The organism is Cytobacillus sp. FSL R7-0680 (assembly GCF_038009245.1).
Classification (GTDB): Bacteria; Bacillota; Bacilli; order Bacillales; family Cytobacillaceae; genus Cytobacillus; species Cytobacillus kochii.
Genome location: NZ_JBBPAO010000001.1, coordinates 3,984,248 through 4,003,231, shown reverse-complemented (window position 1 = coordinate 4,003,231; position 18,984 = coordinate 3,984,248). Strand labels below are relative to the sequence as shown.

Genomic DNA, 18,984 nt, shown 5'->3' with positions numbered 1-18,984 from the left:
TCCTATCCTTTAAAAATTTCTTCATCTAGCTCTATTCCATACATCTTAATTTTTTCTAAACATTTAGGTATTTTTCCTGTTGGTTCAAACGAACCTTCAACCTGACCATTTTCCTTTAGCCCTTTACGTCTATAGGTGAATATTTCATCAATATTGATTTCACCTGATTCACTCCTATAAACTTCACAAATAGAAACGATTTTTCTTGTTCCATCTGTTAATCGTGTACTTTGAACGATAATATCTAATGCGCCCACAATATACTCTCTAACAATATGTGATGGTAAATCCATACCCGCCATGACAACCATTCCCTCGACCCTTCTCAGTGCATCAAATGGGGTATTGGCGTGTACTGTTGTAATCGACCCTTCGTGACCCGTGTTCATCGCTTGCAGCATATCAAATGCTTCAGAGCCACGAACCTCACCGACGATGATGCGATCAGGCCTCATCCGTAATGAGTTTTTCACCAAATGTCTAATAGAGATTTCGCCCTCGCCCTCCATATTTTCAGGGCGGGCTTCCAATCCCACGACATTTGGTTTATCTAAGCGAAGCTCAGCGGAGTCTTCAATCGTAATTATTCGTTCACCTACTGGAATAGAATCGCCAAGAACATTTAATAATGTTGTCTTACCGCTACCTGTTCCTCCTGAAATAAGCACGTTCATTTTTGCCCTTACAATCGCATCTAAAAAACGAGACATATTTTCATTTAGTGATTCAAAGTTTAATAGATCTTGAATGCGGAATGGTTCTTTGCGAAACTTTCGAATGGAAACGACAGATCCTCCTAAACTGATTGGAGGTATTACTGCATTCACCCTACTTCCATCGGGTAACCTGGCATCAACCATCGGCGAACTGTCGTCAATTCTTCTGCCAAGTGGAGCTACAATACGGTCAATGACATGTCTAACATGGCTTTCATCTCTGAATGAGATGGGCGAAAGTTGCAACTTTCCATATTGCTCAATATAGATTTCATTAAAGTTATTGATAAGAATCTCCGTAATACTTGGATCATTTAATAATGGTTCTAGGGGACCATAGCCAATGGACTCATCTATAATCCTTGTAATCAGTAATTCTTTATCATGCCTCGGAAGAATGATTTTTTCCTCACTCATAAATTGACTGATAAGTTGTTCAATTCTGAGTCTCATTTCCCCTTGTGGCAAGCTGGTTAACAGTTCAAGATTCGTTTCTTTTAATATGCGCGTTTTGTAATGCTCTACAAGCTCTGAAATGTATTGATTTTGAACTGACGACCTTTTTATCGTTCGATTTCGATTATTATTTTCTGTTTTTTTATCAAACAAAGACATCAATCATCAATCCTTAAATTATATTATTCTAACATTTGGTTAACCCATTTCTTCACGCTCTTAGTAAATGGTATCAACTTCTTTTCGACCGCTTCTTTTCTAAATGGTTCACCTTTATTGATATGTGTTTGAACCCCTTTAATGTCTCTTGGTATCTTAAACGCTATAGGGTAAGAAATAATATCTTTTAAATCATTCGGCTTTATTTCATTTTCTCTCCCGACTTCATTTAATAACAATTCCATACGATCCTGTGTTTCGATACCAAGCCTTACAAAAAGATTTTCAACTTGTTTTAACATATTGATAGATGGTGCATCCAAATTCATCACATAATAGATTTTATCTGACTCTTCCAATGCAATATATGTCTGTTCATTCACATATGTAGGAAGATCGACAATGACAAAATCATAGCTCCTTCTACAGGTCCTCAATAATTTAGAAATAAAATCAGAAGGAAGACTTTCACTTACCTCAGCATCTTTAGGGCTTAATAACACTTCAAGCTTTGAGTATTTTTCCTTTTCTGATACGTTTCTAATATGGGTTTCCGCTAATTCGCTAATAACTGGTTGAAGATCTGCAAGCGACCTGTTCGATTCAATCGAAAGATAAGTTTCCGTACCACCGTACTGCAAATTTAAATCGATTAAAATCACTTGTGCAGTGGATTCTAATTTTAATGTTTGTGCAAAAGAACTCGATAGTATCGTGCGGCCACTTCCACCTTTACCACTATAAAACGAGAGAATCTTTCCTCTTCCCCGTTTAAAAGATTGATTAGCTGAAGCTGTTTCCTCCAACTGCTCTCTTTTTTGAATAGCCAGTTGTATAATGCTGTCCATTCTGCCATAAAGCATGGTATTTTCATCCGGTAAAACAAAATAATCAGTAATTCCTGCTCTTGTTATATCCCTTAATGTGTCAAAGTCTCTTGAGAAGGAGATATAAACAATTGGGAGTATATGATTATAAGTGTGGATATATTCAATCGTATCCACTGTTGATTCTGAAGAGGATTCGATTAGAAAGATTAAATCTGGAGATAATCGATCCAATTCTGACCTTATATCAGAATAATTAAGTGTATCTATTTTGTTATATTCATTAAATAACCCCATAATATTAGTAAGCGATTCATCACTATCACTCACTATCAGGATATTGATTTGTTCAGCCATCATGACCACCTCATTTTTGACATACCTTATAATCAGTCTTTTTTATCTGACTTTTCTTCTTTCTTCTCTTCTTTTTCTTTAGGTTCTTCTTTCTTCTCTTCATTAGCAGGAGCTTCGTCTACCTTCTCCTCTTTCTCTACAGAAGCCGCTTCTTTTGCCTCACCATCGACTTCTTGCACTTCCTCTTCTAAACCAACATTTGCCTTTAGTACTCTCATACTATCAGCGTAATTTTGCATATGTATAATTTCTGGCGCAGCTTCAAAAGGGACTTCCACGACAATTCCTGAAAACTTTTTATCACTTTGTAAGATACGAGCAACCTTTACATCCTTCTTAAAGCTTTCAGTAACTGGATTACCGTCAAACTTGTGTGAAACAATAATGTCCACTCGATCAAGTGCCTCTAACTGTGTATCAAAGCTTACATTTTCAGTCTGCGTTATCATCACGAGACGACTATTCTCATCAGTAGCTGTTGATACAGGTTTAATCATTGGTTGTGTAATCACTTCATCTTCCTTTAATGGTACGACTAAAACTTTGTTAATTAGATCTTCAACATTTAATACATACGATTCATTTACATACCTATTAGGTATTTCAATGGCTTTCACTTGTTCTGGTTTAATAACTGTTCTAGAAGGAATATCATCTGCTGCTACATAAACTTCCGTCATCCCACCAAGATCAGCATTAAGTTCGCTCACTTTTTGAAGGACGAAAAAACCAGCTGCCACTGCTAATAATAATGAAATAGATATAAAGATTATGGCTCTTCTCTTCGATTCCAACATTCTGCTTCTTCTCTCCCACATCATTCATATTTTTCTATATTTAAGTAAAATTTGGTAAATAATTTACTACTTTTTACCTCGTTTAAAAAATTTTAAACCTGATAATTTGAAGTTTTTTCTTTTTTTCTGCTATATATTTACTAACATGAGTAGAAATTTCCGTCAAATCCACTTTTGTCCATGTCGAAATTTGTCTGTGATTTTCGTACTAGTTTTCTCTCAAATTCGAGATTTTTTATGTGATTTTGGAAGGATGTCAGTACAGGAGCAGAGAAACAATTCTAATTACTTTATTGCAAATAATTGAGGAATATATATTTTTATAGTCTTTTAGACTCAATTTGTAAGCAAAGTGGGTTTCAACCTAAAATATACTCATATAAGTGTTGGAAATTTCTCTGAAAAATTCCCCTCGGGGTATCGAGAGTAATTTTTCACTCCATGTGATTTATTTTCTTTAAAAGTATAATAAAAAGTTAAATAACAATTGTTTATTAGGTAAAATTTTATATTTATTTCCTTTTTATACCTTATAGTCATTTTATCAATATAGTATCGTCCCATTTCAAACGACATAGATACAAAAAATGCTAACCTAGGACAAAGTAATTAAACACAAGATAAATAGTTGACAAGAATCGACATTTTTTCCATACAAAAAGAGATGTAGTTAATTACTACACCTCTCTTAACCCGAATATAATTATTCACCTATGACCTTTGCCCCTTCTAATAGTTTATCTGTTAATTCAACACCTTGTTTCTCAGCTGCATCCTTGTTAACGATTAATTCTAGATTATCAGGGAAACCAACTGGGATGTCACTTGGCTTTTTGCCATTTAATATCTCTATAGCCATTTCACCTGTTTTATAACCGAGGTCATGGTATTCAAAGCCATAGGAAGAGAACGTGCCTCTTTCAACCGAATCACTTTCACCAACAAATGTAGGGATTTTTTCTTTATTAGCCACTGTGATCACTGATTCTAAAGCTGAAACGACGGTATTGTCCTTTGGAATATAAAAGACATCGGAGCGATCAACAAGTGATTCTGCTGCTTGCTTCACTTCTGAGCTAGTTGAAATTGCCGTCAACGCATATTCAAGTCCATTCTCTTCTAATGCCTTCTTCGCATTTTCTACATTAACAATTGAGTTAGCTTCCCCGTCGTTATAAATGATTCCGACCGTCTTTGCTTCAGGGACAAACTTTTTAATAGAAGCAATCGTATTTTTAATCGCATCTGGATGGGTATCAGAAGTACCAGTTACATTTGCACCCGGCTTGTCCAAGTCTTTTACAAGATCTGCGCTAATCGGATCGGTAATGGCTGTAAAAAGAACAGGTATATCCTTGGTTGATTGAACAACAGATTGAGCACTTGCTGTTGCTATTGCAAGAATTAGGTCATTGTCAGCAGTAACCAAGTTTTGAGCAATAGACATATTATTATTAGCGTCCCCTTGAGCATTCTGATAATCTAACTCTAAATTCTTTCCTTCCTCATAGCCTGCATCTTTTAAAGCAGCCATAAAACCTTCTCTTGCAGCATCTAATGAAGGGTGCTCAACAATTTGTGTAATACCAATTTTAACAACCTTTTGCTCTTTTTCATTGTCCCCACCGCCACTTGCCTCATCAGCACCTGAAGAACCACATGCACTAAGAAGCAGCATTGAACTACCAATCAAACCTGCTAATAATTTTCTCATGACCTAACTCCCCACTTATAAAATTTTTAATATTTCGATAATAACACGCTTTGTTGATTTAAAGCAATGAATTTTTTTGCATGCGTTTTCATTATAGTAATGATACTCCACACATATTGATTCCCCTTCTTTTTCATAGAAAAATCGTGGTGAAATTTTACAATTATGTATGCTATTCTTATATCAGATACTTACATAAAGGAGTTTTTGAATGAATGAGGGCATGTTTAACTTAAAAAAGTTGAAAAAAGCTAAAATTACCTACTATGCAGTCTCCTGCTATACGGATAAGAATTCAAGTCAAGAAACATACGATACCCAATTTGCCTTTCCTGTCGGAGACCTCGATAACGTAGAAGTGACAACAGAAATACTCGATGGTGAGTGGAACGAGGGGCAACGTGTAAAACTTCACGAGATCATGAATGAAAAACAGCTGCAGTTCCCTTTTTATATCATCAATGAAGTTAATGCGGAAGATATAAGTAAAGAGATCAAGCTTCTTAAAAAAGACCACCCTTTTAAGAATTTGCTTGGAACAATTTCTTTTGAAGAAATAGTTGCAGCTGAAGATCGTGCGATTTATCAGCTTCACAAGGCTGTTGCGTATAAACAGACTGTTGCTGAAACGATTGAATTTTTGAATGGGAAGCTATCTGGACAGAAAAGCTCTTAAAAAAAGCCGAGCACTTTTAGTTAAAGTCGCTCGGCTTTTTTATTAGGAGCCAACAAAATCTCCCCCGTTAACGTGGATGGTTTGACCTGTGATGTAAGAGCCGTCATCAGATGCTAAAAGGACATAAACGGGTGCTAATTCATACGGTTGCCCTGCTCTTTTCATTGGGACATCGAGACCGAATGTTTGGATTTGTTCCGGGGATTGGCTTGCAGGTTGGAGTGCCGTCCAAATTGGCCCCGGTGCAACGGCATTGACACGAATGCCTTTGTCTACAACATTATTAGCTAACGCTCGTGTGAAACTAACAATTGCGCCCTTTGTTGCCGAATAATCAATGAGATCTTTTCTACCGATATAGGCATTAATTGAGGTTGTGTTAATAATGCTGGCCCCATCTTTCAAGTGAGGCATGGCTGCTTTTGTCATATAATAATACGACCGAATATTCACGTCAAAGGTTATGTTCCACTGATCTGAACTAATATTTGTAAATTCATCTTGCAAAAACTGTACAGCGATATTATTCACAAGCACATCACATCTGCCAAAGGTTTGGATGGTCTCTTCTACAATTCGTTTACAATGCGCTTCCTCCCTTTGATCACCTGGAATAAGAAGACATTTCCCGCCATAATAAGCGATTGCCTGTTTCGTCTCTTCTGCGTCGCGATGTTCATCATAATAGGCAATTACTAAATTCGCTCCTTCTTTCGCAAAAGCGACCGCAGCGGCTCTCCCTATCCCACTATCGCCCCCAGTTACAATTACTACTCTATCCTTTAGCTTGCCGGTACCTCTATATTGCGGATTATCATATATGGGTCTTGGTACCATTTCGTATTCCATCCCTGGCTGTCTATTCTGCTTTTGTTTCGGAAAGCTAAATACAATCTCCTCACATTTTGTTTCTTTTCCGTAATTTCCTCGTTCCATAGGGCTTCCCCTCCTCTTCATCATATTATTTTAATTGAGAGAAGGTGGTGCAAACGCGAAAATACCTAGCTCTTAAACTATTGGGTACGATTGCTGAAAGATAAGAAGTGATATCTACATAATTATCGCCTTTTGGTCTAAACTTTTCTTTGAACAAATCGATGACCACCTAAGTCTGTACCTATTTTAGAACAGTTATGTAAGTGGGGGAAAAAACCAATAGAACCGTATAAAAAAAGCCTTGCTTCAATTAAAAGGAAGCAAGACTCTAATTTTTCATCGAATTACACTTTTTCCATAATGAATTCACGCTTACGAATCATATGCACAACTAAATAAACAAGCGGTGTGATGCAAATTGAGGCAATAAATTTAAATAAATATTGCGAGAAAATCAATCCCAATAATGCGGAAGTTGGAATCGTTCCGTAAAAGGCGATCGTAATAAATATCGATGTGTCGACGATTTGACTAATCATTACAGACATATTATTTCTGAACCATAACTTCTTCTTACCATGACGCATTTTTAGTTTATGAAAAACATACACAACAATATGCTGGCTAATAAAATAAGACACAAGACTCGCAACTATTACACGAAAGCTACCACCTAAAATCGCCTGAAATGATGCCTGTTCGCCGAATACGGGAGCAGCAGGTAATTGGATGGTGATCATAATAAAGATAATCGCCAATATTTGTGTGATAAGACCAGCTTTCACCGTTTGTTTACCAGCTTCTTTCCCATATAATTCGACGATAATATCAATGATTGGGTACGTAAAAATAAAAACGACCACTGCTGCTGGAAGAATCGCTAAATCGCCAAGGCTGAATAATTTCACAGCAACTATATTTGCTAATATAAGCAAGCCCACATAGATGCCGTTTAAATATAGAATCATCGATTATCCACTTTTTCTGGATAGAGGTCATGGTTCATTAATCGATGCTCTGCCATCTTTTCGTATTTCGTTTCCGGTCGGCCATAATTGCACCATGGATCAATGCTAATACCACCACGAGGTGTAAATTTCCCCCAAACTTCAATATAACGGGGGTTCAATAAATCAATGAGGTCATTCATAATAATATTGACACAGTCCTCGTGAAAATCGCCATGATTTCTAAAGCTAAAGAGATACAGTTTCAATGATTTACTTTCTACAATTTTTTCATCAGGGATGTAAGAGATATACATCGTAGCAAAATCCGGTTGGCCTGTGATGGGGCAAAGACTTGTGAATTCTGGACAATTAAATTTGACAAAATAATCTCTGCCGCTATGTAAGCTGTCCACAGCCTCAAGTACTTCTGGTGCGTAATCTGATGGGTATTGGGTCTGTTGATTACCTAATAAAGTTAAATCCGTTAATCCTTGTTCTTCTTTTCTTCCTGACATAAAAAAGCCTCCTTGAATCAATTTCGTTCAGGGAGCTAAAACCATCTGTCAACTAAGAAACAAAAAACCACGCCCGAATATGGACATGGTTTTTTTCATGCATCCATAGTTTTTTATAGAGGGTTTAAAGCTATGAACCTCTTCTGGATATCTTCCAGTCTATTCATTTACTTTTCTCAGTTTATATAAGCTTGTGATCACTGTCAATCTTTTCTGTTAGGCGTACACTTCATTGCCATCCGATTCATCTTTAATTTCACCAACAATTTCAGAAAGAATATCCTCCATTGTTACTAACCCGACGGTTTTGCCTTGATTATTTGTTACAAGGGCCATATGTGTACGTGTTTGCTGCATTTTCAAGAAAACCTCTTTAATGGAGATAGTTTCTTTATAGCTTGGAATCTCATGCATAAATTCTTTAAAATCTTCCTTACGTCCTGCAGCTAAACTCGTTAACATTTCCTTCGTATTAATGAAGCCGATATATTCCTTCGTCTTAGATGTAACAGGGTATCTTGTATATTCATGTTCATCGATGACCTTTAACATGCTGTCCAATGACTGATTCTTCTGCAGTGTAATCATTTCTTCTTTCGGAATCATAATATCTTTTAATTGACGACCATCAAAGGCAAAGATGTTCTCCAAATAAGCAAGTTCTGTTTGGTTGATTTCTCCACCTTCATAACTTTGTGTGACAATCAACTTCAACTCTTCTTCCGAGTGCACAGTATCATGACCAGCTGGCTCAACACCGAATCGTCTTAAAATAAACGTTGCGGAACCATTTAATAAACTAATAACTGGCTTCATAATGCGACCAAACCAATATAAAGCTGGCGCCAGTAGAAGTGTCATTTTTTCTGCATATTGAATCGCTAATGTTTTTGGTGCAAGTTCACCAATAACGACGTGTAAGAACGAGACAATAGTCAGTGAGATGATATAAGAAAGTATTGTCGCTACAGCGGCTGATACTTCAAATTCAATAAACAAAGGTTCTAAAATCTTCTGTACAGTTGGTTCACCTAAAGCACCTAAAACAAGCGCTGTAATGGTAATACCTAGCTGGCAGGCAGATAAATAATAGTCAAGATTATGAGCTACTTTTTTAGCAAGTACTGCTTTTTTATTTCCTTCTGCGATCAATTGATCGAGTCTAGACATACGCACTTTCAATATAGCAAACTCGGCACCTACGAAAAATGCCGTAAACAAAATAAATAATGCAACTAAAAACAAGTTTAATATGATTATACTGTCCAATTATTTCCCTCTTCCTGAGGGATTCACCTCCAAGATGATTACGATGATTGAGGGGTTTCCTCTGCTATTTGATCTTCTAAATATTGATGGAACATGACTTGTTTAATTTGATAATTATCCATTTCAGCCACTTCCCACACATGATTATCGTGATGAACCTCGTCACCCTGCTCTACTACTTCAAGGTTTTTATATTGTATCCAACCAGCAATTGTGTCGATATCTTCACTATCTTCAAATGTTAGGCCAAACCGGTCTTCCAAATCAGTCAATAACACACGTCCATTGATGATATACTTTTGTTCACCCGCTGGACGGATATCCGCTACTTCATCCTCATCAAATTCATCGCGAATTTCGCCAACTAGCTCTTCAAGTACATCCTCCATCGTTAAAACACCAGAAGTTCCGCCGTACTCATCCATAACAACAGTCATATGGACTTGTTCTTGCTGCATTTTCAACAGCGCATCTTGTATACTTGTTACTTCTACAACAAATGGAACATCACGCATATATTGCTCTAACTTTACTTCCCTGCCACTCACAATGTGACTGAGCATTTTCTTCGCATTGACAACACCAATAATACGGTCTTTATCCCCATTTTCGACAACGGGATAACGCGTATAATTATGTTCATCTAAAATGGCGATCAGTTCATCTGGAGTCATATCCTTATCAATTGTCACAAGATCTGTTCTTGGAACCATGATATCTTTTGCTACTCTTTCATCAAAAGAAAAGACGTTCTCTAAATACTTCAGTTCTGTTTGATCAATTTCTCCACCTTGGAAACTTTGTGCCATAACGATTTTTAATTCTTCCTCAGTGTATGCCTTTTCTTGCGGAGCTGGCGCGACACCAAACATACGCAATAAAAGACGAGAAGCACCATTTAAAGCAAAAATAAACGGCGACATAATCTTACCGAACCAGTAAAGTGAAGGAGCAAGCATTAAAGTCACTTTTTCCGAAAATTGAATAGCTAAAGTTTTCGGTGCCATCTCTCCGACTACCACGTGTAAATAAGTTACTAATGCAAAAGCAATTGCATAAGAAGCAACATCAGCAATAGTAGCGGAAATGTTTAACCAACTAAAAACAGGATACAACACAGCACTTACAGCCGGTTTACCTAATGCACCTAAACCAAGGGCTGTTACCGTAATACCAAGTTGACAAGCTGATAAATAATAATCCAGGTCCGCTGCTACTTTCTTAGCAAGAACCGCTTTTTTATTTCCTTCAGCAATTAACTGGTCAATTCTCGACATACGGAGTTTGACTACTGCGAACTCAGACGCAACGAAAAACGCCGTCAGAGCAAGTAAAATTACAAGCATTATTAAATTCGTAATGGTTATTATGTCCAATTATTTCCCTCTTAACTGAGGGATTCACCTCCAAAATAGTTAACACTCATTCAATCGTTTGAAACAATCTGATAATTCTTTTTCAAGTAAGCGAAACACACGCTTTTTTTCGATTTCGGAACATTGTTGATATCGTTGTTCTACGATTTCAAGCTTCCCTTTTAAACGATTGATTTCCTCTTGGACCTCTATTACCATGGGGTCTACTCCTTGGTTATCCTGTGTATGAAGTACTCTCTGAATCTCTAGAATTGATAATCTCTCTTTCTTCAAAGCTTTAATCCTTTCTAACGTATTCAGGACATCCTCAGGATAAAGACGGTAGTTTGAAGAGGAACGTTCGACACTCAATAAATTCTTTTTTGTGTAATAATCAATCGTCCGTGATGTTAAACCGCTCAATTTCGCCACCTGACCAATTCGCAATAACGCCTTCCCAATGAAGTAACCCCCTTTCTATATTAAGTATTACGTTTCAGTTTTATCTAAAACCTATGTTTATAGGTTGAAACTTTTTAAGAAAAAACACAAACTATTACGTTATAGTTTATGAGAAAATTATATAATGGACTGTAACTGAAATCAAGTGGTAGCTTTTTCAGTCCACAACTCCCCATTCTCAATTATATTTTAACTGATAACAGCAGATATCTCAAAAAAAGAAACTTCAATGATAAACGGGCTGATGAGATGACGGTGCCTGAATTGTACTCAGCCGGAAATATTGGCTTGTTCTAGTGAACTCGAATCAGAATAGGCGAGCTAGCTTTTGTAATAGTTGGAAACGCGGCAATTATTTTGAACCAACTACTATATTTGACTCGTTTAACAGACAAACGCTTCAAATTTTTCACTGCTCTCAGAATCCTGACTCGTTCTTGCTGGAAACGTATCAAATAAAATGGGGTTTCTCTATATTTGATTCGTTTAAAGAGTAAACGCTCCAAAATTTTGGACTTTCTGCAAATCTTGACTCGTTTTGGAAAGGAACGAATCAAACATTTGAACCAACTACTATATTTGACGCGTTTAACTGACAAACGCTTCAATTTCTTCACCAATCTCAAAATCCTGACTCGTTCTTGCCGGAAACGTATCAAATATAAGGGAGTTTATATATATTTGACTCGTTTAAAGAGTAAACGCTCCAAAATTTTGGACTTTCTGCAAATCTTGACGCGTTTTAGAAAGGAACGAATCAAACATTTGAACCTTCTACTATTTTTGACTCGTTTAACAGACAAATGCTTCAAATTTTTCACCGCTCTCAGAATCCTGACTCGTTCTTGCTGGAAACGTATCAAATAAAAGGGAGTTTATCTATATTTGACTCGTTTAAGGAATAAACGCTCCAAAAATCGGTACTCTCAACAAATCCTGGCTCGTTGCGAATTTACTGTCATACGCCAAGAATGATACAAAGTTATCTTTCCCCGATTTCCTAATTATCTTTCTCCGCTTGCTTTGTATTGTATTTTCCCCATAAAAAAACACCTCCATTCTTAAATGGAAGTGTTGGTTCTTTCATATAATTTTGTCCATCATGGTCGTTGCAATAGAGAAATAAATCAGTAGGCTAAGAATATCATTTAATGTAGTAATAAAAGGGCCGGATGCAATGGCTGGATCAATTTTTAAGCGGTTGATAATGAGCGGAACAACTGCTCCAATCACTGCGGCCATACTTAATGCTAAAAATAGTGACGCACCAACGATAAAAGCAAGCAGCCAATTTCCTTGGTAGAATAGACCAATAATACCTGTTAATACGATCATACATACGACACCGAGCATCAAACCAGTACCCAATTCCCTTTTCACTATTTGCCATACACCGTTTTTCTCTACTGATCCAGTGGCTAATCCACGGACAGCAACAGCTAATGATTGTGTCCCTGTGTTACCTGCCGTTCCCATAATCAATGGCATAAATGCAGCGAGGATGACAATTTGCTGTAATGTTTCTTCAAAGCGACCGATGATGTTAGCGGTAATCATACCGAAAAACATCAATAAAACAATCCAAGGTGCACGCTTTTTTGCGGCACTAAAAGCCGTTAAGTTTAAATCTGTCGCCCCTTTAGAAGCAGCAAATTCTCCAAAATCATCATCTGTCTCTTCTTCTAGTACATCGATAACATCATCGACTGTAATAATTCCGACAAGCTTTCCTTCTTTCCCAATGACAGGAACCGCTAGAAAATCATATTCTTTAATCAAACGTGCCACTTTTTCTTGATCTTCATTGACCGGTACAGAAACCACTTGTGTGCTCATAATATCATCAATGATTTGATCAGGCTGTGCAATAATTAAATCTCTTAATGAAACAACCCCAGCAAGACGCTCCTCTATATCGACGACGTATAAATAGTAAATCGTCTCAGCAGCCATTGCCGTTTCTCTTAGTTCTTCAATGACTTGGGCGGCAGTGGACTCAACTGAAATGCGAATGAATTCTTTCGTCATAATGGCACCGGCCGTTCTCGGTGCATAAGTCATCAGCTCGATGACTTTATTGGCTTCTTCTTGATCCATGGATTGAAGGATATCATCTGCATTTTCTACTTCCATTTCAAGCAAGAAATCGGCAACGTCATCAGCGGACATATAATTAAACATCGCGACAGCATATTGAAAGCCTATATGAGTGAAAACCTCAGATTGATCCTCTAAGTCTAGCCCTTGGAAAATATCAGAGAACTCTTCGGGTGTCAGAAAAAGTAGCAATTGTTTTTGTAATGGCAGTTCCATTTCTTTAAACACTTCTACTTGGTCCGTCGGATGCAATTCAAGGAATGTCTCACGAAACATTTTTAAGTTGCGTTCAGTGATATATTTTAATACTTGTTTTTGGTAATCTTTTTTTTGTTTTAATTTTAATAATTGGTTCATTTCGACTCCTCCATTTCTGAAGAAGAGCCTATTTATTCTGTATAAGATGAGTGGTGCAGAACAAATACCCTCCTCTTTTCTCCCTATTGATCAATTCCTGTTTACTCGACCTCGGATTGGGAATACTATCCATCCCGCACCACCTCCTTGTTTTTTTAAAATGAAAAAGCACCTCCAACTAACCGTGGAGGTGCATAAAATGCATAGAAAATACAACATGTACGTGTATTGTACAAGCAGTAATTACCCCTCCATTCGTAGAGCTTTAGCACTGTACAGCATAGGTAAATACCAGCTACATTAAAAACCACCTTATGTCGATGGTTCCTGTTGACCCATTGGCGTCTTTGGACATTTTTGGGCAGTAGCATATCTCTATACAGGAGCCTCACCTAACGAGGATTCATATGGATTGCCATGTTCACTTTACATCTAGTGTTACATTCTGTCAACACCTTTAGAAAAATTAATAAAGGTCCCCGGTACAAGGGAACCTATTAGATTTAAGCATAGTAGCCGATGATGGATTTAGGTTCTAAAAATTCTTCGATACCAAAGTCTCCCCATTCACGTCCAATGCCTGATTGTTTAAAGCCGCCAAACGGTGCTGAGAAATCAGTTTTTGAATTATTGACTTGGATTTGTCCAGCGCGAATGCCTTTGGCCACTTTTTGTAATGTGTCACGATCGCCACCGTAAACGTAGCCAGCTAATCCATAAATGGTATCATTAGCGATTTCGATTGCTTCATCCAAGTTATCGTATGTGAGGATACTCATTACTGGTCCAAAGATTTCTTCTTGGGCAATCGTCATATCGTTTTTCACATTTGTAAAAGCAGTGATTTTCGTATAATAACCTTTCTCCAGTCCTTCTGGTTTTCCAGGACCACCGGCAATTAAATCTGCTCCTTCTTCTGATCCTTTTTTAATATACGATTGTACCCTTTCCCATTGATCTGCATCGACAAGCGGACCCACTTGAACATCTTGACTTGTTGGATCACCGACTGGGAAGTTTTCAATCACTTCTTTTACAGCCTCAACGAATTCATCATGCATTCCTTTTGGAATGAGTGTTCTTGTTGCCGCTGTACAAACTTGACCTGTATTTCCTGCGACGAGCGCAACGGCTGTTTTTGCCGCTCCTTTAATGTCTGCATCATCTAACACGATAAGTGGTGATTTTCCACCTAACTCAAGAGAAACTTTCTTGATAGTTGAAGCTGCGTTTTCCATAATTTTTTGTCCGACTTCACCAGATCCTGTAAAGGATACGAAATCAATATCAGGATGTGAACTAATGCCATTACCGATTGTTGAACCTGAACCTGTTACTAGGTTAAAGACACCTTTTGGCAAACCTGCCGCTTCAAAGATTTCCGCTAAAATCATCGCTGCAAATGGTGTATTAGATGCTGGTTTAAGCACTACGGTACTACCAGCAGCAAACGCACTTGCCAGTTTAGTAGAGGTTTGATTCGTAGGGAAGTTCCATGGTGTTATGAGTCCTGCTACACCAATCGCTTCCTTGCGAACTAATGTGTTGCCTCGTTCTTCTTCAAATTTGAACGTCTTTAATTCCTCTACCGCTTGTCTAAAGTGTTGTAAACCCATTTGATAATGGACTTTATTGCTTCGCTTAACAGGAGAGCCTAGTTCTTCTGTAATCACTTCTATAATATCGTCTTTACGTTTTTCATATTCTTGACAAATTCGCTCAAGTAACTCAATTCTTTCTTCTACTGATGTTTGAGAGAATGATGGAAATGCAGCTTTGGCCGCTGCCACTGCTTTATCTAAATCTTCTTCTGTTCCTGAACTAATTTTTCCCATTACTTCTTCTGTTGCTGGATTAATGACATCAATGGTTTTAGATCCCGTTGATGTGACCCATTCGCCATTAATATAGTGCTTAGTATAATTTCGCATAAGTATAATCAAGCTCCTTTAGGGATATTATTGATTCTACTTAACCCATTCCCTTTCTCCCCTTTATTAAACATGTCACATTCGTCATTTATTACCAACTTTTCATCTGTATAACATTTATTCTTTAGGAAAAGATAGGGCTACGTGCTCGTCACGTAATATCGGTGTGGAGGGATGGACGTTGGAATTTATTGCTCATTTGATTCATCTAATCCAAAGATGGTTAGTGAAATTAAACTACTCTATCTACAAGAGATCTAATCGCCTCCTAAGAATAAATAGAGCTAGGTCAATGGCGTAAAGTAGACGTTCTACCAATCACGGATAGTAAAAAGGTAAGCATCTTCACGATGCTTACCTTACTAATGTTTTTCTTTATTTTTGGCTAATGTTTCTTTATCTAATGTTCCAGGTGGTTGTTCAAGATAACCCAATTCCACCATTAAATTCCCTATATCCTTTGCATACTGACCCACTTCCATAGCTAAACGTTCATAATTGATGATCAGGTCATGCCTTTGACTTGCTGCAGCACCCGTCGCATAGTTTCCACTCCCGGCAGCTGTTAACATCCCTAATTGAAAAAGGATTAATTTATCCGAGAATACTTCGGCAGTTGAATTGGTAATACTAACATCTCCATCAATTGGTGCTTGAAGACCATTGTTAATCAAAGTAACAGCAAATAATTCCACATGTTTTTCTGAAATATCTTTGCCTTGTATACATATCTTTTGTACTTCTTTTCTTGGTGACATTTGGGCAAAGCTTGTAGCTAATTTTAGCCCAACAACATTATTGAAAAAATTAAGATGAAGATGAGAGATTTCCACAGCATTCAACGCTCTTTTGTCTGCAAACGGATTTAATCCTTTGAAATAACTTTTATCATCAACCATATCAATTTCTTTTGGATAAGGAATAACTGGCGATCGGACAAATACACCTTTATTGATTTGAATTTCTGAACTTTGCTCAAATAAATCAGCTGTCGCAAAAAGTGTATTATTAAAAAGCTTCCTTATATCTTTTCTTGCACTTAAGGAAAGAAAGCCACTATAACTAAGCATGCCAGCTTTAGCCATATGATGAATGTAGGTTAACATAAAAATATCTGTATACACTTTCGGGGCATGAATATTTACATCCTCAGCAGTAAACCCTTTTGGAATGGGTATTTTCTCTTGTTGAAAGATACTTTTCAATTTTGCTATATGGTCTTCTGAAATCTGACAAGCAGTTTGTACTAGTTGAGATATCATCTTATCCTCAACGGTTTCTCGCAAATAACTTAAAAACTGAACGGACATCGTATTCTGCATATAAGATGTCCATAAAGACGCTAACTCCGAAGAAGAAAGGTTAATCTTTTCTTCTGTCATGCGTGCACTTCCCTTCACAATATTCTGACCTTACTATTTGTTATTGAAAGGAGAATTATACCAAATAGGAAAATAAAAAAGCAGCTCACATAAATTTTAAGTGAGCTGCTTTTAAACCTAGATTAAGTTTTTCACTACTTCTTCTAATTTCATCTCCCTGGAGCCCTTAAATAGAATGAGGGCTTCTTTCTTCACGATTTTATTAATAAATTGGACGATTTCCGATTTTGTATAAGGAGACACCACTTTGTCTTCCCCCATCATTTGTTTCGCTTCTTTAGCAATTGCAGAGGCTAATATTCCATATGTGACGACAAAATCAATTTCATTCGGGTCAATTGCCTTTGCCATTTGTTTATGGAGAGTTTCAGCACTATCACCTAGCTCTAGCATATCTCCTAGTACTAATATTTTCTGATGATAGCCCTCCATTTCCTGTACTGTTTCAATCGCAGCTTGTACAGAGTTCGGACTCGCATTCCAAGCATCGTTAATAATGGTGTATCCTTTTTTTGTTTGAATTGTTTCCATTCGCATGGCAGTCAAATCTAAATTCTTCAATCCGGCGATAATGTTTTCAGGCGTCACTCCCAATTCAAGAGCGACAGCTACCGCTGCTAACGTATTTTTCACATTATGTTTACCAATGATCGATACTTTTAGATCTTTAAATAACTGCTCTCCTGCGATATCAAACTCAAGATATTTTTTATATTCTTTTACTTTCTCATAGTAGTAATTATTCGTTACTTCATGACCGAATGTTTTAACACGCATGGGTAAATCAACATTGGCTAACGCCTGCTTTAAGTGAGCATCATCGCCATAGTATATAAATAAGCCGCCATCTCTTAAACCATCAATAATTTCCAGTTTAGCATTGGCGATATTTTCTTCTGAACCTAGTGTCGCAATATGTGCCAAACCAACCATCGTAATAACTACAACATCAGGCTGAGCAATAGTTGACAGACGATGAATTTGTCCCTTTTCACTCATACCCATTTCTAGAACAAGGACCTCTGTCTCTTCTGCGACATCAAGAATGGTAAGAGGCAAACCGATTTGGCTGTTTAAATTCCCTTTTGTCTTATGGACTTTATATGTCGTCTGTAAGATGGACTTAATCATATCCTTCGTTGTTGTTTTTCCATTACTCCCCGTTACACCGACAACCTTCATATTTAATTGCTCACGATAAGCAGTTGCCAACTCTTGTAATGCTTGAAGTGGATCATCGACGTAAATCACAGGTACTCCTTCTGGTGGATGCTTATGCCCCTTCTTCCAAAGGGTTGCAGTAGCCCCCCGATCAAAAGCCGTATTTACATAGTTATGACCATCATCAATTCTCATAATAGGAATAAATAAATTCCCCTTATGTAATGTTCTTGTATCTATCGAAACCCCGTCAACACGGATATCAGCGTATTCTTCTTGCAGACCTGAACCATTTAACATATCCTGAATTTCAACTAAACTTCGCTTTATCATCCTAAATCCTCCACAATGATTACTTACATCAAATTGTAGACCTTTTTGCAGAAAAAGAAAACTCTTTAGTAAGGTAAAGCTGAAATGTTTTAATAGATTTAACTTTTAGAAAAAATCTCATCCATTCATGATAATATGGAATAAATTATCTAAAAAATACAAGGGGAGATTTTATGGCTACACCTAAACATATTGTCTCAGCAGCAACGATTGTTTTAAACGATCATAATGAAATCCTACTCATAAAAGGGCCACTAAGAGGTTGGGAAATGCCTGGTGGACAAGTAGAAGAAGGTGAATCCATCACAGAGGCAGCCATCCGCGAAACAAAAGAAGAATCTGGAATCGACGTAGAGATCCTACGCTTCTGTGGCATCTTCCAAAACGTAGAAAAATCCATCTGTAACACCTTATTCCTTGCCAAACCTACCGGCGGAGAACTAACCACAAGCTCAGAAAGCTTAGCAGTTGGCTACTTCCCTATTGACCAGGCATTACAAATGATTGAATGGCAAAACTACAGGCAACGGGTCGAGTATTGTTTGGATGAAGGTAGGCACCCTTTTTTTGTCGATTTTTAAACATATTGCGTTT

The 18,984-nt window shown here is 37.3% G+C and carries 16 protein-coding genes and 2 riboswitches; of the genes, 2 read left to right on the top strand and 14 right to left on the bottom strand.

Annotation, left to right across the window (positions count from 1 at the left end; genetic code table 11):
• Positions 1–2: 2 nt before the first annotated feature.
• The 4 genes from MKY26_RS20120 to MKY26_RS20105 form a co-directional block, all read right to left on the bottom strand.
• Entirely contained in the window at positions 3–1,331 is a 1,329-nt protein-coding gene (locus MKY26_RS20120) for a CpaF family protein (protein ID WP_251163545.1), read from the bottom strand.
• 23 nt (positions 1,332–1,354) lie between these two features.
• Complete coding sequence (locus tag MKY26_RS20115) at positions 1,355–2,518, bottom strand: AAA family ATPase (protein ID WP_341098434.1); 1,164 nt, start codon at positions 2,516–2,518, stop codon at positions 1,355–1,357.
• Positions 2,519–2,547: 29 nt separating this feature from the next.
• Positions 2,548–3,312, bottom strand: coding sequence for a Flp pilus assembly protein CpaB (gene cpaB / locus MKY26_RS20110; RefSeq protein WP_322910502.1), 765 nt, complete (start codon positions 3,310–3,312; stop codon positions 2,548–2,550).
• A gap of 703 nt (positions 3,313–4,015) precedes the next feature.
• A complete protein-coding gene (locus tag MKY26_RS20105) occupies positions 4,016–5,026 on the bottom strand; it encodes an ABC transporter substrate-binding protein (protein ID WP_322910503.1) in 1,011 nt (336 codons plus the stop codon).
• Between the two features lie 211 nt (positions 5,027–5,237).
• Between MKY26_RS20105 and MKY26_RS20100 the strand changes: the two genes are divergently transcribed.
• Complete coding sequence (locus MKY26_RS20100; protein ID WP_340977659.1) at positions 5,238–5,702, top strand: hypothetical protein; 465 nt, start codon at positions 5,238–5,240, stop codon at positions 5,700–5,702.
• Between the two features lie 42 nt (positions 5,703–5,744).
• On the opposite strand, the gene MKY26_RS20095 is transcribed toward MKY26_RS20100, so the two are convergent.
• The 10 genes from MKY26_RS20095 to MKY26_RS20050 form a co-directional block, all read right to left on the bottom strand.
• Positions 5,745–6,638 (bottom strand): SDR family oxidoreductase, encoded by an 894-nt coding sequence (locus tag MKY26_RS20095; protein WP_095370760.1) that lies wholly within the window; start codon positions 6,636–6,638, stop codon positions 5,745–5,747.
• 284 nt (positions 6,639–6,922) lie between these two features.
• Complete coding sequence (locus tag MKY26_RS20090) at positions 6,923–7,546, bottom strand: queuosine precursor transporter (RefSeq protein WP_341098433.1); 624 nt, start codon at positions 7,544–7,546, stop codon at positions 6,923–6,925.
• Positions 7,543–8,043, bottom strand: a complete 501-nt coding sequence (gene queF / locus MKY26_RS20085) for a preQ(1) synthase (RefSeq protein ID WP_095370762.1) — start codon at positions 8,041–8,043, stop codon at positions 7,543–7,545. The genes MKY26_RS20090 and queF overlap by 4 nt, the downstream gene beginning before the upstream one ends.
• 99 nt (positions 8,044–8,142) lie before the next feature.
• Positions 8,143–8,190: riboswitch (PreQ1 riboswitch) on the bottom strand.
• 69 nt (positions 8,191–8,259) lie between these two features.
• Positions 8,260–9,312 (bottom strand): hemolysin family protein, encoded by a 1,053-nt coding sequence (locus MKY26_RS20080; protein ID WP_095370763.1) that lies wholly within the window; start codon positions 9,310–9,312, stop codon positions 8,260–8,262.
• Between the two features lie 38 nt (positions 9,313–9,350).
• Positions 9,351–10,688, bottom strand: coding sequence for a hemolysin family protein (locus MKY26_RS20075; protein ID WP_224939152.1), 1,338 nt, complete (start codon positions 10,686–10,688; stop codon positions 9,351–9,353).
• Positions 10,689–10,727: 39 nt separating this feature from the next.
• Positions 10,728–11,099, bottom strand: coding sequence for a MerR family transcriptional regulator (locus tag MKY26_RS20070; protein WP_224939188.1), 372 nt, complete (start codon positions 11,097–11,099; stop codon positions 10,728–10,730).
• 1,113 nt (positions 11,100–12,212) lie between these two features.
• Positions 12,213–13,583: a magnesium transporter gene (gene mgtE / locus MKY26_RS20065; RefSeq protein ID WP_095370766.1), complete on the bottom strand. Its 1,371-nt coding sequence runs from the start codon at positions 13,581–13,583 to the stop codon at positions 12,213–12,215.
• A gap of 242 nt (positions 13,584–13,825) precedes the next feature.
• Positions 13,826–13,990, bottom strand: a riboswitch (M-box (ykoK) riboswitch).
• A 96-nt stretch (positions 13,991–14,086) separates the two neighbouring features.
• Complete coding sequence (locus MKY26_RS20060) at positions 14,087–15,514, bottom strand: aldehyde dehydrogenase family protein (RefSeq protein ID WP_341098432.1); 1,428 nt, start codon at positions 15,512–15,514, stop codon at positions 14,087–14,089.
• A 362-nt stretch (positions 15,515–15,876) separates the two neighbouring features.
• Complete coding sequence (locus MKY26_RS20055; protein WP_341098431.1) at positions 15,877–16,896, bottom strand: DUF3231 family protein; 1,020 nt, start codon at positions 16,894–16,896, stop codon at positions 15,877–15,879.
• 117 nt (positions 16,897–17,013) lie between these two features.
• Positions 17,014–18,390, bottom strand: a complete 1,377-nt coding sequence (locus MKY26_RS20050) for a UDP-N-acetylmuramoyl-tripeptide--D-alanyl-D-alanine ligase (protein ID WP_095370769.1) — start codon at positions 18,388–18,390, stop codon at positions 17,014–17,016.
• Between the two features lie 173 nt (positions 18,391–18,563).
• Here MKY26_RS20050 and MKY26_RS20045 point away from each other — a divergent pair, with 173 nt between their 5' ends.
• Entirely contained in the window at positions 18,564–18,971 is a 408-nt protein-coding gene (locus MKY26_RS20045) for an NUDIX hydrolase (RefSeq protein ID WP_095370770.1), read from the top strand.
• Positions 18,972–18,984 lie beyond the last annotated feature (13 nt).

What these genes read in the sequence shown, in the direction of transcription:
- mgtE (WP_095370766.1), bottom strand. Translation starts at nt 13,583, where the DNA reads ATGAACCAATTATTAAAATTAAAACAAAAAAAAGATTACCAAAAACAA.
- MKY26_RS20050 (WP_095370769.1), bottom strand. Translation starts at nt 18,390, where the DNA reads ATGATAAAGCGAAGTTTAGTTGAAATTCAGGATATGTTAAATGGTTCA.
- MKY26_RS20100 (WP_340977659.1), top strand. Translation starts at nt 5,238, where the DNA reads ATGAATGAGGGCATGTTTAACTTAAAAAAGTTGAAAAAAGCTAAAATT.
- MKY26_RS20115 (WP_341098434.1), bottom strand. Translation starts at nt 2,518, where the DNA reads ATGATGGCTGAACAAATCAATATCCTGATAGTGAGTGATAGTGATGAA.
- cpaB (WP_322910502.1), bottom strand. Translation starts at nt 3,312, where the DNA reads ATGTTGGAATCGAAGAGAAGAGCCATAATCTTTATATCTATTTCATTA.
- MKY26_RS20090 (WP_341098433.1), bottom strand. Translation starts at nt 7,546, where the DNA reads ATGATTCTATATTTAAACGGCATCTATGTGGGCTTGCTTATATTAGCA.
- MKY26_RS20095 (WP_095370760.1), bottom strand. Translation starts at nt 6,638, where the DNA reads ATGGAACGAGGAAATTACGGAAAAGAAACAAAATGTGAGGAGATTGTA.
- MKY26_RS20045 (WP_095370770.1), top strand. Translation starts at nt 18,564, where the DNA reads ATGGCTACACCTAAACATATTGTCTCAGCAGCAACGATTGTTTTAAAC.
- queF (WP_095370762.1), bottom strand. Translation starts at nt 8,043, where the DNA reads ATGTCAGGAAGAAAAGAAGAACAAGGATTAACGGATTTAACTTTATTA.
- MKY26_RS20055 (WP_341098431.1), bottom strand. Translation starts at nt 16,896, where the DNA reads ATGACAGAAGAAAAGATTAACCTTTCTTCTTCGGAGTTAGCGTCTTTA.
- MKY26_RS20105 (WP_322910503.1), bottom strand. Translation starts at nt 5,026, where the DNA reads ATGAGAAAATTATTAGCAGGTTTGATTGGTAGTTCAATGCTGCTTCTT.
- MKY26_RS20120 (WP_251163545.1), bottom strand. Translation starts at nt 1,331, where the DNA reads ATGTCTTTGTTTGATAAAAAAACAGAAAATAATAATCGAAATCGAACG.
- MKY26_RS20060 (WP_341098432.1), bottom strand. Translation starts at nt 15,514, where the DNA reads ATGCGAAATTATACTAAGCACTATATTAATGGCGAATGGGTCACATCA.